General features: G+C 48.6%; 8 protein-coding genes. 4 read left to right on the top strand and 4 right to left on the bottom strand.

Annotation, left to right across the window (positions count from 1 at the left end):
- Nucleotides 1-73 precede the first annotated feature (73 nt).
- From Q1B11_RS03395 to Q1B11_RS03385, 3 genes are all read left to right on the top strand, one after another.
- The gene (locus Q1B11_RS03395) at nt 74-694 is read left to right on the top strand and encodes a Maf family protein (protein ID WP_299727501.1); all 621 of its coding nucleotides are present in this window, start codon (nt 74-76) and stop codon (nt 692-694) included.
- A 216-nt stretch (nt 695-910) separates the two neighbouring features.
- Nucleotides 911-2,386 carry a ribonuclease G gene (gene rng / locus Q1B11_RS03390; RefSeq protein WP_299727498.1) on the top strand — a complete coding sequence of 492 codons (1,476 nt, stop codon included), beginning with the start codon at nt 911-913 and terminating at the stop codon, nt 2,384-2,386.
- A gap of 91 nt (nt 2,387-2,477) precedes the next feature.
- Nucleotides 2,478-6,455, top strand: a complete 3,978-nt coding sequence (locus Q1B11_RS03385; RefSeq protein ID WP_299727495.1) for a YhdP family protein — start codon at nt 2,478-2,480, stop codon at nt 6,453-6,455.
- An 18-nt stretch (nt 6,456-6,473) separates the two neighbouring features.
- Here the strand turns inward: Q1B11_RS03385 and Q1B11_RS03380 are convergent, their stop codons facing one another.
- The 4 genes from Q1B11_RS03380 to Q1B11_RS20420 form a co-directional block, all read right to left on the bottom strand.
- Nucleotides 6,474-7,058 (bottom strand): YceI family protein, encoded by a 585-nt coding sequence (locus tag Q1B11_RS03380; protein ID WP_299727492.1) that lies wholly within the window; start codon nt 7,056-7,058, stop codon nt 6,474-6,476.
- Nucleotides 7,059-7,190: 132 nt separating this feature from the next.
- Nucleotides 7,191-10,241 (bottom strand): efflux RND transporter permease subunit, encoded by a 3,051-nt coding sequence (locus Q1B11_RS03375; protein ID WP_299727489.1) that lies wholly within the window; start codon nt 10,239-10,241, stop codon nt 7,191-7,193.
- 3 nt (nt 10,242-10,244) lie between these two features.
- Nucleotides 10,245-11,387: an efflux RND transporter periplasmic adaptor subunit gene (locus tag Q1B11_RS03370; RefSeq protein ID WP_299727486.1), complete on the bottom strand. Its 1,143-nt coding sequence runs from the start codon at nt 11,385-11,387 to the stop codon at nt 10,245-10,247.
- 198 nt (nt 11,388-11,585) lie between these two features.
- Nucleotides 11,586-13,229 carry an RING-HC finger protein gene (locus Q1B11_RS20420; protein WP_366139432.1) on the bottom strand — a complete coding sequence of 548 codons (1,644 nt, stop codon included), beginning with the start codon at nt 13,227-13,229 and terminating at the stop codon, nt 11,586-11,588.
- Nucleotides 13,230-14,015: 786 nt separating this feature from the next.
- On the opposite strand from Q1B11_RS20420, the gene tldD reads away from it, so the two are divergent.
- Nucleotides 14,016-15,455, top strand: a complete 1,440-nt coding sequence (gene tldD / locus Q1B11_RS03360) for a metalloprotease TldD (RefSeq protein WP_299727483.1) — start codon at nt 14,016-14,018, stop codon at nt 15,453-15,455.
- The last annotated feature ends 1 nt before the right edge of the window (nt 15,456 follow it).

Raw genomic sequence — 15,456 nt, 5'->3', positions numbered from 1 at the left:
GATGCAGGAGGTAGAGCAGCGCAGGAGCAAGTTGCCGAGAGTGGCTGTCCATTCGGTCAGAAAATATGATTTCATGTGGCTAACTACTTACACCCATAGGTTTGTGATGATTTATCTGGCCTCCCAATCCCCCCGCCGTGCTGAATTGCTCCAACAAATCGGTGTTTCTTTTCAAAAGATAGTTTGCTCCATTAACGAGACACCGATCGAAGGAGAAGCCCCTTCCGATTATGTGTTGCGTATGGCCAGAGAAAAAGCCATAGCGGGATGGCAGCAGTTATTGCAGTCGAAAAATGAAAAGCGCCCGTTGCTGGCATCCGATACAACCGTGGTATTTGACGGACAGATTCTGGGTAAACCAGAGGATGAAAACGACGCTCGACGAATGTTGCAGCTGTTGTCGGGTCAGAAGCATCAGGTAATGACCTCGATCGCCTTGTCTGATGGAGAAAGGACAGTTTCTAAGGTGGTGACTACGGAAGTTGTCTTTAATGACCTGACCGATCAACTGATTAATGACTATATTGCCTCTGGCGAGCCTTTTGATAAAGCAGGTGCTTACGCTATTCAGGGTTATGGTGCCGTGTTGGTGGCCAGTATTGCAGGGAGTTTTTCAGCGGTGGTTGGCCTTCCGTTGATGGAAACGGCAAGGCTGTTATCAGAGTTTGATGTACCCGTTTGGTGTAATCGTTAAGTAATTGTTTGATAATAAATTGTTGAAGAACAAAAAACAGGTAGGGAAATGCTGTTATGATCTAATACTGTTGCAGCTTAAAATAGCTGCGCAGCCCATGATTTAAAAGCAGAAATGGTATGCAGCCATCTGGCGGTGTATTGACCAATGCGTCCTTGTCGCGATGTGAACGAAAGGAAATATTGGTCAATGCATTAAAAGGATAGAGGGACTGGGATGAGTGAAGAAATTCTTATGAATATCACCCCCATGGAATCTCGGGTGGCTCTGGTTGAGAACGGGGTACTTCAGGAAATCTATGTGGAACGATCCCGCAGTCGGGGGATTGTGGGGAACATATACAAAGGCAAGGTTGTTCGTGTGCTGCCAGGCATGCAGGCGGCTTTTGTTGATATTGGTCTTGAAAGGGCGGCATTTATTCACGCCAGTGAAATCTCGCCACGACAGGAAAAGCACAACGACGACGTTCAGGAGCGACCGATTTATGAACTGGTTCATGAAGGTCAGTCTCTGGTCGTACAGGTCACAAAAGATCCGTTAGGCACTAAAGGTGCCAGGCTGACCACGCATATCTCTATTCCTGCCCGGTATCTGGTGCATATGCCCAAGAATAATCATGTGGGCATCTCTTTACGAATTGAAGATGTTGAAGAGCGGGAGCGGCTTCGGGAGTTGGTGGAGTCGTGCCTGAAAACACCAGAAGGCGAAACCTGCGCGGGTGGTTTTATTCTGAGAACGGCCGCTGAAGGGATTGGTGCCGATGAAATTGGTGCGGACATTCTGTTTTTGCGCAGGCTCTGGGAATCGGTTGAAGAAAATATTAAGCAAAGCAAAGCGCCGGCCAATGTGTATGAAGACCTGCCTCTGCATTTGCGAACCATGCGTGACCTGGTGAACCCGGATATCGAACGGATTCGGGTAGATTCAAAAGAGACATTTGAAAAAGTATCAAAGTTTGTAAAAAAACTGGTACCGGAAATTGATGGTCGGGTGGAATACTATTCCGGTGAGCGACCGATCTTCGACCTCTTTGGTGTTGAAGATGAAATTAACAAAGCGTTAAGTCGAAAAGTCCAGTTAAAATCCGGTGGTTATTTGATTTTGGATCAAACCGAGGCCATGACCACCATTGATGTGAATACCGGCGCCTTTGTTGGCCATAGAAATCTCGAAGAAACCATTTATAAAACCAACCTTGAAGCGGCCGTGGCGATTGCCCGTCAGCTACGTCTGCGTAATCTGGGCGGTATTATTATTATCGATTTTATCGATATGGAAGACACGGAGCATCAGCGACAGGTGCAGCGGGCTTTTGAAAAAGCCATGGAGCAGGATCACGCCAAAACCAACTTTACCGGTGTCAGTGAGCTGGGGCTGGTGGAGATGACTCGCAAACGAACCCGGGAATCCCTGGAGAATGTGCTTTGCGAATCTTGTCCTACTTGCCAGGGACGTGGCACATTAAAGTCGGCAGAAACCGTCTGTTACGAAATTTTTCGGGAAATTCTCCGGGCTGAGCGCGCCTATGACGGTGAGGGTTATATGGTACTGGCTTCTGAGACTGTCATTGATCGCTTGTTGGAAGAAGAATCCAATAACGTGGCTGACCTGGGGGAGTTTATCAAGAAGCCCATTCGTTTCCAGGTGGAATCAATTTATACGCAAGAGCAATTTGATGTTGTGCTGGTATAAACCGGGTTTCTAGCGGTAAAATCACCTACTCGTTTCTTTTCTACTGCCTGTTTCTCAGGCAGTTTTCGTTTTAACTCAGGGCAGGGCCACTTTGTTAAATAAGATTGTGATGTGGCTGATGAAGTGGAGCTGGAGGCTCCTGTTTACCGGGCTCACCCTGCTGGTGATTTTTGTCGCCCTTGGCAGGCTTTTATTCAGTAGTTTGCCAAACCTTCAACCAGAACTTTCCCGATTGGTTAAAGAACATCTGAATGCAGAGCTTCAGTTGGAATCTGTTGTTGCTCAATGGAATGGCGGAGAACCGTTGCTTTCGTTTCGTGGCTTGGAGCTGCAAGGTGAAAAGGCCGAATTTGCGGGTTTTCGAGTCGACCGTTTTGATATGGAGCTAAACCTCAGAGAAACCTTGTGGAATCGCTCTCTGGTATTTAATGCCCTTGAGATTCAGGGGGCTTATCTTGATCTTGTGAAAGGCGATGGTGCCCGCTGGTCTATGTCCGGTGTTGAAAGCATCGCTGGATCTTCTTTGAGAACCGAAAAGACGACGCCGAACAATGGCAAGCTGCTGCGGTGGCTTTCTTTGCAGCACATGGTGGATATTGAAAATGTTCGTCTGAACCTGCAAAGCCCGGATGGTGAGCAGCAAAGTATTGTTGGTCGCTATCTGAGGGTGCTCACGGATGATGAGCAAAAAGATCTGCAGGCCAAAGTTGAGGTAGAAGAGGGTGCTCTGGAGATAAACGGTAGTGGGCTTCTTTCGGTTGCTTCTGATGAAGCGGGCTTCTACCGCTGGCAAGGCAAAATAAATGCCGCCGATCTGGATGTTGAGCAACTCTGCGTACTCTGGTCCGGCTGTGAGGACGGCTTGCGCAGTGCTTTGGTGGCAGCTGATTTGCAATGGCGCTTTGATGGCGGTGCCTGGCAGGTGCGGGGTGGATTATCGATGCCTTCGCTGGTCTATCAGGATCGGTTTAATAGCGAAAGTCGTCTGGTGGCCAGTACCGAGTTATTTATGCAGGGGCATCAGTCCTCCTACTTAAGCACTCATTGGCAAATCTGGCTGAACAACGTTCATTTAGAAAATTTCCTCAGTAATGGCGATCATTATCAATGGACCAATAATTGGTATCTCACGGGTGGTCGTCTGAATGATTATACGATCACAGTTGCCACAGAAAATCTGAACCTTGATCTGCTGAAACGTTTGGTGGTGGATGTTGCTCCGATGCCAGCAGGAGTGACAAACTTGATTGACACCTTAAACCCTAAAGGTGATTTGCAGGATTTGGCGCTCCGTATCTTTCCCTCCCGACAGCCCTTTGATTTTGATTTAAGCGCAACACTCAACAATGTTTCCGTTGATGCCTGGCAGGGAGCACCTTCCGGTGGGAATGTCAGCGGCCAGTTGAGAATGAGTTTGCTGAAAGGCTACCTGGATTTGGGCAGTGAAGATTTTCAGCTGGGCTTTCCTAAGCTCTTTCGTGAAACCTGGCACTATACGACGGCGGATGGGCGAATCTATTGGGATGTTGTGGATGATGTGTACGTTCTGAAATCCAACGACCTTTCATTAACCGGTCCGGAAGGCGATTTGAAAGGCCAGCTTCGTCTTGATATTCCGTTAACTGCTGAGGCCGGCGACTCTCTTGATATGGCGCTAACCGTGGGCATGACCAATGGTGATGCGCGGCATACCGGTAAATATCTACCGGCGCTGATTCCTATGGACGCAGGTTTGGTACATTGGCTCGATACCGCCATTAAAAAAGGCGATATCGCCTCCGGTGGCTTTATCTATAACGGCGCGTTAGTGGGCGTCGATGGTCCTCTAGACAATCGATGGGGTTTGTATTTCGATCTGCTGGATGCTGATCTTCAATACGCACCTGAATGGCCTGTGATTACTGGCCTTAAGGGTGATGTGTTTGTGAATGATGATCAAGTGGAGGTGATTGCCAACCAAGCGGAATCTGCCGGCGGTCAATTGAAAAACATTCACGCTCTGCTGCCCCTGAACGAAGGGTTGGTGCTGGATATTAATGGTTTGGTTAAGGGCGATGGTAATACCCTGAAGCACTTTCTGACCAAAACGCCCATCAATGAATTAATGCAGGGCGCTGCTGAACAGTGGCACTTGAATGGCGCTTTGGAAGCTGAGCTAGGTTTGTCATTACCTCTGAATAACCTGGATAGTTCGATTGTTGATATCCAGTCACAGGTCACGGATTTTGAATTTGGCCTGCCTGAGCAGGGCATTCATATCAGTGATATTCAGGGAGACGTATCCTTTAACTCGACGACAGGTTTCTTTTCACAACAGTTGTCAGGCAATCTGTTTGATGAGCCAGTCAAGGCAATCATCAAGTCCACTATCAAGAAGTCCGCTATCAACTCCACAGGGGATGAGCAAACGCCTCTGTTGACGACCATAGATTGGTCTAGCCGAATATCTGTTACCAGCCTGCAAACCTGGCTGGATCAAGATTGGTTGAGTCTATTAGAAGGTGCTGCAGACTATCACGGTAGGCTGGATATTCATTATGATGGTGAAGGCATTGCACTGACGATTGATAGTAATCTCAAAGGTATCGAAATTGAATTGCCCCCACCGGTTGGTAAGCCTGCCGATGTCGCTTCATGGTTTAACCTGTCACTGACTCAGGGTACTGAACGAGATAGTTTGAACGTGTCTCTGGAAAATATGGGACAACTTGCCATGGGGATTGGGAAAGGTTTTATTCCGGAATCGGCGCTGATTACTCTGGGTAATGATCAATTAGGGACGCTAAAACAGGATCTGCCGGATGATGGCCGGTTTGTTATTACCGGTTTGTTGCCACAGCTTGATCTGCTTCCCTGGAAGGAGGAATTTTCCGGGCAGCCTGGCAAGCCCGGAGAGCAACAACTGGCCTCCCGGGTAGAAGTGGATAATGTACGCATTGGCTCCCTTACGTACGGAGATAACCAATTCTTCGATGTTGCCGTTTCATTACAACAATCGGTACCGTATCAACATCATGTGGGTATGCAGATTGGTTTTGATAGTCAAATGGCTAAAGGTTTTGTCTGGATTCCCAATCAGAATTCCACACCATGGCGTCTGAATGTGGACCATTTCTACCTGGCTGAAGCGGATAGTAATGCGACTGAAAAAACAGACGACGATGAGCGTGAATTGATTGACCCACTGGCTGATGTAAATCCAGCAACCCTGCCCAATGTGGATGTCAATATTCAACATTTTCAGATTGGTGATCGAGCACCGGCCAAAGCGGCTTTCAAACTGCGCCATGCTCAGGATGGCCTGAAAGTGAATGATCTTCAGGGCACGTTATCGGGTTTAACACTCAGTGGTCTGGCAGACTGGATTGAAACCAATGGTGAGCAACGAACATGGGTTCAGGCATCGTTGAAAGGCTCGGAAATTCAGGAACTGCAAAAAGCACTGGGCTTTTCCGGCTGGCTTGAAGCGAAAGAAAGTCGCATTACCAGCAACCTTAACTGGGAAGGTTCACCCGCGGGCATTGGAGTGGCTTCGCTTAAGGGTGATATTGATGTGGTGTTTAAAAAAGGGCGTTTAAAGAAACTGGATGCGTCCTCAGAAGCGTTGAAATTGTTTGGCATCTTTAATACAGAAACCCTGGCTCGGCGTTTGAAGTTGGATTTCTCTGATCTGTATTCGTCAGGTGTCAGTTTCGATAAATTAAAGGCCAATCTTAAGTTTAATCGAGGTGTCATTACCTTTAATTCACCCATGGAGCTAGAAGGTCCATCATCCAACTTTAAGCTGGATGGTACGGTTAATACACGTCAAGAGACGCTTGATCTCAGCCTGGTTGTAACATTGCCGGTGTCGTCGAACCTTCCGATTCTCAGCGTATTAATGGGCACAGCACCACAGGTAGCTGGCATCATTTATCTTGCTGATAAGCTGGTGGGCAAGCAGGTGGATCAGCTGGCCAGCATCAGGTATCGGATCAAAGGCGCGTTCGATGATCCGAATATGACACTGGATGGTTTGTTTACCAACAAACCAAGAAAGAATCAGGAGACGGAGCAGGCTCTCAAATAGCCTACTGAATACCGTGTTTTACTGATTTTTCTTAAACAGTAATTTGAAGGTGATGGGGACAGACGTTGATATGCTTTTTACGCCTGCAAGATCGATCAAGGCCTTAATGCCGGATAAAAGACCAAAGTCTTCCACATTCAACAGCACTGGTTTGGTGTTAGTAACCAATATCGTGTTTTGATCAAGCATGGTAACGCTGACGTTTTCTCTTAAACGTCTGGTTTTGCCATTCAAGGTTACCTTTGCCGACACCCTTTCATTTTCTGAATGACCAACACTGAGGCGTTGGAAAATGTTTTGGCCAAGGTGAATCTCCACATTTGCAGTTGGGTTCTCGGTAACGTTAAAGAAAACATCTCTCAGGCGGTTATCCCGTTTTTCAATATCCGTATTCAAGCTGGCAAGGTCAATGGTCAGGCTTGCTTTGCCGTCTTCTTTGGATACCTGGGCATCAAAAGATTCAAACCGCCCGACGGTGCCGACTGAGGATGCTTTGATAAATGTGAAATAAAACTCCGACTGTTCCTTCTCCAATTGCCATTGTGCATGGGCGCTGGTGATAAACAAAAGGGGGAGCAGGTAAAGCAAGGGCCGAAACTTCATATTACTTCCATTATTATCGTATTTTTGTAAACGTCGAAGGCATCCTATCGTTTTAGGCAGTCGCTTTTCAATGGTTGAAATATAGACGATGCTGGTTAAGGGAAAGTCAGAAGACCTTCCCTTAACCATTTTTTAGACAGTTTCAGCTTTTACGTGGAAGGAAATGGCGTAAAACAATGGAATAACCACAAGCGTCAGAATGGTCGCAAACAACAAACCAAACATGATAGTCACTGCCATGCTCTTAAAGAATGGATCTATCAGCAATGGTGCCACGCCCATAATGGTGGTTAAAGCACCCAGCAGTACTGGTCTTGCACGGCTGATGGCGGCATCAATAATCGCAAAATACGCGGCTTTGCCTGCATTAATTTCAGCATCAGCCTGATCAACCAGCACAATGGCGTTTTTCACCATCATACCAATCAAACTCAGAAAACCGAGAATGGCCATAAATTCGAACGGCGTCTGAAATAGGATCAAACCGGCAGTCACACCCACCAGAGCCAATGGCGCGGTTAGCCAGATAACCAGTGGTTGACGGATGGCGTTGAACATAAAGATCACCGCAAGGATCATGGCTGCAAAACCATAGGGTGCCGAAATGGCCAGACCTTCGTTAGCGTCTTTGGAGGCTTTGTATTCTCCATACCAGATCAGCTCATAGCCCGCAGGCAGTTCAATGGCTTCAATTTTACGGCGTACATTATTGAATGCATCACCAGTGGCAATGCCCGGTGCCGGGTCGGCTTGAACCAGAATGGTTGGCATACGATTGATGCGACGAAGAATAGCGTCCTGATAAACGACATCAACAGTATCAATCAGCTGACTGACCGGTATGTACTGTTGAGTCGTTGGGCTGAAGACTTCGGTGTTTTCGATGGCACGACGATGGTTGCGTTCACCTTCTGGTGCACGGATCACAATCGGAATCAGATCGTCGCCTTCCCGGTAAACACCCACGTTACGGCCAGAAAGGGTTTGCGAGATAGCCTGATTGATTTCTCGCGTGGTGAGGCCGTATCGCTGGGCTTCGTCTTCGAGATACGCCGGACGCAATACCGGCATCTGCTGTCGCCAGTCATCCTGAACAGCAATCAGGTTGCTGTCGTTTAGCATAATGGCTTTAGCTTGCTCTGCCAGTTGGCGCAGAACATTGCTGTCCGGACCTTTGAAGCCAGCCTCAATCTTTTTACCGCCACCACGGCCGAGCATAAACTTCCACACTTTAATGGACGCGTCGGTGTATTTGGCATCCAGTTCGGCCTGAAGTTCGCCAAGCAGAGGCGCTATTTTGGTGTAGTCATCAATATCAACCAGCAGTTGACCATAACTTGGGTTACGAGCTTCCGGTGCATAGGTGAGCATAAAACGAAGACCACCGCCGCCTATAAAGCTGGTGATATTGCTGATGCCTGCTTTGACTTTCACATCTTGTTCTATGCTGGCAACAATGGCCTCAGTACGTTTGATATCGCTGCCCTGTGGCAAATAGACATCAACAACAAATTGTGGCCGTTGAGACTCCGGCATGAATCCCGGTGGTACAAATTGCACACCCCATAACGTGATAGCCATGGTAGCCAACAGTAAACCGGAGCTGATCAGTTTATGGTTCAGAACCCAGATTAACAGCGCTTTGTAGGCGGACACCATAGGACCGGGTTGCTGTCCTGCTGTTGTCGTCTTTACCTTCAGGAAATCATGGCAGAGCATGGGGGTAACGGTGACGGCAAACACCCAGCTCAGGAGCATGGAGTAGAGAATGACCCAGAACAATGAGCCGGCATACTCACCCATATCCGACGGTGACAGGCCAATGGCGCTGAATGCACAGATGCCCACCACGGTGCCGCCCAACAGTGGCCATTGTGTGGATTTAACAATTTCGGAAGCGAGCGCCATGCGGTCTTCGTTCGGATTCTGTTGCAGACGAACCAGAATACCGTCCGTCACCACAATGGCATTATCTACCAGCATGCCCAGGGCAATAATCAGAGCGCCGAGAGAGATACGCTGCATGGCGATATCTTCGATCAGCATGATGCAAAGGGTACCAGCAACCGTTAGCAGCAATACAAAACCGATAATAATGCCCGAGCGCAGCCCCATAAACAGCAGCAGCACCACAAACACAATGGCAACCGCAGCAATCAAGTTATCGATAAAATTGGCAACGGAATCACGAACAGAATCGGACTGCATGGAGATGACGTTCAGCTCCATACCCAGTGGGCGTTGTCCTTCTAATTCTGCCAGTCGAGCTTTCACCGCATCGCCCATATCCACAACGTTGCCGCCAGTGATATTGGAGATACCAAAGCCAACCGCACGCTCGCCGTTATAGCGCATCAGCATCGAGGCGGGATCCTGATAGCCTCGTGTGACATCCGCAATATCACCCAGTTTCAGAACGGTGTTGTCGTTACCTACAACGACTTGCAGGTTTTTCAGATCATCAAATGAATCAATAGCGGATGAAGGAATGACCGGAATCCGCATGGAGTCGGTTTCCACAGTGCCTGCAATGGTGACCAGATTCTGCTTTTGAATGGCCTGCAGCACTTTTTCTACGGACAGTCCAAAGCGGGCCATACGCTCACTGGAAATCTCAACAAAAATCGCTTCTTGCTGTTCTGCCAGTGTCGTTGTTTTCGCAACGCCGGGTACGAGAACCACTTCACGGCGCAGGGTATCGACATAATCCTGCAACTGCTTATCGGTAAAACCTTCGCCGGTGACGGCAAAGAACAGAGCGTACACATCGGAAAAATCATCATTAACGATGGAAGCCCCGGCACCGGACGGCAGTTGTCGTTGAACATCACCAATCTTGCGGCGCAGTTTGTCCCAGACCTGCTGAAGATCTGCGGAGCTGCTGGCAAACTCCAGCTTAATTTCAACGGTGACTTCCGACATGCCCTGTTTGGACACGGATTTCACCTCTTTCAACTCTTGAAGGGTTTGTGCAGCACCTTCAATGACATCGGTGACTTCGTCAGCCACTTCTTGAGCAGTCGCTCCGGAGTAGGGCGTGTTGATCACCGCTTGGCGAATAACAAACTCCGGGTCTTCAAAGCGCCCAAGTTTTAAATAACTGATGTAGCCGCCGATCAGCGTCAGGGCGATGATCACCCAAATGCTGGTTCGCTTGGCTATGGTATAGCGTGCGATATCCATGGATCAGGCTCCTGCTTTTTTCTGAGAAGCTGATTCGGTTTTTTCATCAGAGCTCTGTTCATAGCTCTGTTCAGAGTACGGACGCACTTCCATGCCATCTCTCAGGCTGGAAACACCGGCGATCACCACGCGCTCACCAGACGACAGATTCTTGTTAACGAAGACGCGGTTCTTACTCAGGTTGCCCAGTTCGATATATCGCTTCACTACTTTGTTGTCGCTGCCAACGATCCAGACAAATTGCTTGCCTTGGTTATCTGGCACAATCGCAGTGAGTGGCACGGAGATAGCAGAGCCTGTAACAGTGGTATTGTCAGTGATGGTTGGAGTGACTTTTACCGCCATGCCGGGAAGAACACGGAAACCTTTCAGGTCATCAAACCCCAGCACGATCGGATAGGTTTGAGAAATTGGGTCTGCTTCGGTGGCGTAAGTGCGTACTGACAAACTGAATGTCTGTTCTGGAATACCAGAAATTTCGGCAAGCGCTGAGCGCTGATTAAGGCCAGATAACATCACTTGATCTGGAATATTGATCACCACTTCAAGATCGTTGAGATCGTGAAGAATCAGTACCGGGGCATTAGCCTGAATTTGCGTATGGTTGTCCACCAGTTTGCGGCCAATCACACCGGTAAACGGCGCTTTCAGTGTGGTGTACTCCAACTGACGCTTTGCTTCATCCACATGATTGGAGGACAGATTGTAGCGAGTGGTGATCGCATCAAGATCACTTTTCGAAATAGCGCGACTCTTTTCAAAGATGGCTTTTGCACGACGATAATCGTCTTGTGTGTTTTGCAATTCCAGTTCTGCGGACTTCAGGTTGGTCTGAGCATCGCGTGAATCCAGAACGGCCAAAGTCTGGCCCTGCTTAACGTGATCACCTTCTTCCACCAGAATATTGGTGAGCAGGCCGTTAATGCGAAACGAGATTTCCGCACGCTCGGATGCGCGAATGACACCGCTGAAGGTAAGGTCATCATTGGCCCCCGGAGTGATGACTTCTGTCAGAGCGGGCTGAACTACCGGTGCAGCAACCACATCACTGGCTTCTTGCTGGCAGCCAGTGATCAGCAATGCTGATAATGATAATACGAGAGGGATAGCAAACCGTCCGGGTTTGAACTGGGGCAGTGTGGTCAACGCTGACACTCCAAAGAGATTTAAGTCGATATTTTGCGGCTATTTTTGATTTGTGGTGGTTTAAAGTAAACTCGCAAGTGTACTTACGACAGTGAGTACGAGTGATCAGCAGCAGATAAGTGGGAAAAGCGAAAGCGGATACCGGTGTATCCGCGTTTCTGGGTTTTTGAGCCGATTAATCAGTGGTTGGCTGGCTTGTTATGAAACGTAGGTTTTGATGGCTTTCTCTATTTTCATTCTGCAAATAGGGCATTTCCTTAAAGCTCCAGTGCAGCTCTCGCAAGCACATAGATGGCCGCAGGGTGTAAATACAATATCAGCAGGTTTGTCCAGACATATTTTACACTTTCTCTCATCCTCTAGTTCTCGGATTCTTGACTGCATAGCGGAGCCTGTCACCTCTGGGCACATCTGTGAAGGTGATGAATTCTCACGGGGGGCAGAGGAGCCAGGCACTGGTTCACCGGTTGTTAACGGTGCCTCTTCTGGCAATTCGGGGTTAGCTTCGTTCGAATGCGTGTTGCATTTTTGATCATTGCCATAGACGGAACAAACTGCATCACCGCCTTCAAAGTTAAATATTTTAACAAACAGTTCGCTTTCGGATATGTCAGCTACCCTAAGGAAACTTTCAGTGTCACTGCACCTGTCGTACATGCATTCGATTGCCGTATCTTTTGCCGTATTATTCGGAAACACATTTTTGAATCTCGAGCCGCTCAGCGTCACCTTAAGTTTCGTTTTGGCGCCCTCTATTTTCTGCATTTCCTCTGCAGGATCAATGATTGTAGGCGATGGTGTCCTTCTTCGATTATTTAAAATACCAGCGTGTGGATTATTTATCCGTTGTCTTGGTAAGTGCGGGAATTGGGCTACTATATTATGGACGAAGTCGGTGCCCATCTGACTCAGCAAGAAGTCACAGGTAGGGAACCATTTGGCATGCTCTTTCCAAGGTTCGTCTTGTGGCTCCCAGTTCTGCAAACCGCCATTGCAGTACCAGCATTTGACCCGATCTCTGTCACCGATATAGAAAAAACCAGCCTCGGCAATTTGCTGGGTAGTTGCGGCCACGCGACCGGTCCATCGCCGATCAAATGTTTCGAGGCGTCTGCCTTCACCTCTCATATGAGCATTTGCGGGGTATAGGCACGGGAAGAGAGTCGCCAGATTTCGCCGTTGCTCTTCGTTAGGGCGTTGCGGACTTTGGATAATGTTGTGGCGAGGTGGGGCTGTGGGGCGTTCTGAGTCAGGGATGGGTAAATTGCGTGTTTCGTTTGGTTGTGGTTGTCGTTGAGACGTAGAGCTTGCGGTTGCTGGTGCCGTGAACCCGGGGTTGGCAATTGGAGTTGGAGGCAAAGGCAAAGGTCTGCTAGTTGGTTGCTGAGTCCAGGGTCTGGCAGTTTGGGGGCGTGATCTGTCGGCGCTCATGAATAGACTATTAGCAAATGGCACATTCTCTGTGTTTTCGCCAAGCATCATACTGCACGTCTCCCTATGCCATCGTTTCGTAGTTGCATCATTGCCCTGCACCCAATCGCCCTCCAGCCAGCTATCTATGCAGAGTGAGCATTCAAAGCATTTTACCCGGTCTTTATAGCCGGTATATAAAAAGCCAGCCTTCGCCAGATCTCTGGGGTTGACCGGTGTGTTGGCGGGGAAGTGAAAAAAGGTGCTTAACCGATAGCATTCCGTACGGGTATTTCCCGGTAAGATATAGAAGGATCTTTGCCCGGGTGGATCTCTGGGTTCGGTAAGGATGCGTCCGTCCGGTTCGATATCATTTTCATAGCAACTGTTGCATACATATAGATTGCTATCTGTGGAACCATATCTGTACATCGGGGGTTTTTCTGGCAAAAAGTGACTGTTTTCTCCATTGTTTTGATAGCACAGGTGGCATTGGATTGGGGTTGAATGCTCTTCACTGGCTGACGGGGCTGTCGTTGTGCTTTTATCGGTTTTGGGTGGGGAGTCTGGTTCTTTGCCGTGGCTTGAATTTGCGCCGCTTTCGAAAAGATACGTAGAAACACAAAAAACCTTTTTAGAATCTGAACTGCCGGGTGTTGTGCTATTTCTCAGACCGCTAGATTGACCTGGTAAACTTAAGTGTTGTGGGCCAATGGTGCGTGCCTCCACTTTCTCGGTGCGGCTCTGTGTATTGTGGGGGGTAAAGATCATTGCGCTTCGATCACCCAGCTTTGGCTTTTGCGGGTCAATGTCAGAAGTTGATGACCCTAAAAAAGGAGGAGGGGGCTGCACTTTGTCACTTCCGTGACCTGGCTTGCTAGCATTAGCATTATAAAAATTAGGGTCACAATGATATATATTTGGATGTGGATCACTAGGTCGGTTGGGCATCATTACAAGGCACCTCCTGAATGCTATTAGTGTAATTCATATATCTCGAAGTAATCAGACAATAAGATATCCCTCATAGTTCCAATGCCAGAAGGAATGCACGTACCAGCTTAGAATTTGTAACCCCGTTTTCCTTTTCCAACTATCTGGCTTGAGTTGTGACTGATCATTCCCGCAAACAGTATGTTGATATAGAATGGTGCACAGCGATTCGGATTTGCGAATAAATACTGCAATAAAAAAACAGCCCGGAGTGAGCCGTTCATTATGTCCGATATTATTACCACCGCCCGTGATCAACTGCTGACCCCTGCCAATATTGGCGATCAGGAGCTCAGCAGGATTCTGGACAGCATACTTGGCCACAATGTGGATGCGGCTGATCTCTATTTCCAATCCATGCGCCATGAAAGCTGGGTGCTGGAAGACGGCATCGTCAAAGAAGGTAGCTTTAACGTCGACAGCGGCGTTGGGGTTCGCGCCATGAGTGGTGAGAAAACCGGTTTTGCCTATTCCAATGAAATTATTCTACCTGCGCTGGAGCAGGCGGCGGGTGCGGCCCGAAGTATTGCCCGTATTGGTCAGCAAAAGCAGGTTCAAGCCTGGCAGCGCAGCCAGCCACTGGCATTATATGGTGCTTCAAACCCGCTGGATTCTTTAACCAGTGCGGATAAAGTGGACCTGTTAAAGAAGCTTGATCAGGCAGCCCGTAAGGCGGATCCGTGCGTAAAGCAGGTTACGGTGAGCATGGCGGGTGTGCATGAGGTGGTGATGGTGGCGGCTTCTGATGGCACGTTAGCGGCGGACATTCGGCCATTGGTACGCTTAAACGTCAGTGTTATTGCAGAGAAAGACGGGCGAATTGAACGAGGTTCGGCTGGCGGTGGTGGTCGTGGTGATTATCTGCAATTTTTATTGAACGACGCTGGTCTAGAGTTTGCCAGAAAAGCCGTGCGTCAGGCCATGATCAATCTTGAGGCTGTCGCCGCACCGGCGGGCACCATGCCGGTGGTGCTGAGCGCTGGCTGGTCCGGTGTATTGCTCCATGAAGCAGTAGGGCACGGATTAGAAGGTGATTTTAACCGTAAAGGTTCTTCGTCTTACGCCGGTCGTATCGGTGAGCGGGTAGCATCTCCCCATTGTACGATTGTGGATGATGGTACGTTAGGTGGTCGCCGTGGCTCGTTGAATATGGACGATGAAGGGGTGCCGACAGAAAATACCGTGCTGATTGAGAACGGTATTCTCAAAGGTTACATGCAAGATAAGCTGAATGCCCGACTGATGGGCGTTGAGTCCACGGGTAATGGGCGTCGAGAGTCGTATTCCCATCTGCCTATGCCGAGAATGACCAACACGTATATGCTACCAGGGCAGTATGGTCCGGAAGAGATTATCAGCTCTGTCGAAAAAGGCATTTATGTGGAAAACATGGGTGGTGGTCAGGTGGATATTACCTCGGGCAAATTTGTGTTTTCGACCAGTGAAGCCTGGTTGATTGAAAATGGCAAAAAGACAGTGCCGGTGAAAGGCGCAACGTTAATAGGTAATGGCCCTGATGTGATGAATAAAGTCTCCATGGTTGGAAATGATCTGGAGCTTGATCCTGGTGTTGGCGTTTGCGGTAAGGATGGCCAGTCTGTGCCTGTTGGGGTTGGCCAGCCAACCCTGAAGATTGATGAAATTACCGTAGGTGGAACGGCCTGAT

Source organism: uncultured Endozoicomonas sp., assembly GCF_947495845.1.
Taxonomy (GTDB): domain Bacteria; phylum Pseudomonadota; class Gammaproteobacteria; order Pseudomonadales; family Endozoicomonadaceae; genus Endozoicomonas.
The sequence above is the reverse complement of the archived record's forward strand: the minus strand, read 5'-3'. Positions and strand labels throughout refer to the sequence as shown.

Excerpts from the sequence above, each read along its gene's own strand:
- rng (WP_299727498.1), top strand. The coding sequence starts at position 911 with ATGAGTGAAGAAATTCTTATGAATATCACCCCCATGGAATCTCGGGTG.
- Q1B11_RS03375 (WP_299727489.1), bottom strand. The coding sequence starts at position 10,241 with ATGGATATCGCACGCTATACCATAGCCAAGCGAACCAGCATTTGGGTG.
- Q1B11_RS03380 (WP_299727492.1), bottom strand. The coding sequence starts at position 7,058 with ATGAAGTTTCGGCCCTTGCTTTACCTGCTCCCCCTTTTGTTTATCACC.
- tldD (WP_299727483.1), top strand. The coding sequence starts at position 14,016 with ATGTCCGATATTATTACCACCGCCCGTGATCAACTGCTGACCCCTGCC.
- Q1B11_RS03395 (WP_299727501.1), top strand. The coding sequence starts at position 74 with ATGTGGCTAACTACTTACACCCATAGGTTTGTGATGATTTATCTGGCC.
- Q1B11_RS20420 (WP_366139432.1), bottom strand. The coding sequence starts at position 13,229 with ATGTACAGATATGGTTCCACAGATAGCAATCTATATGTATGCAACAGT.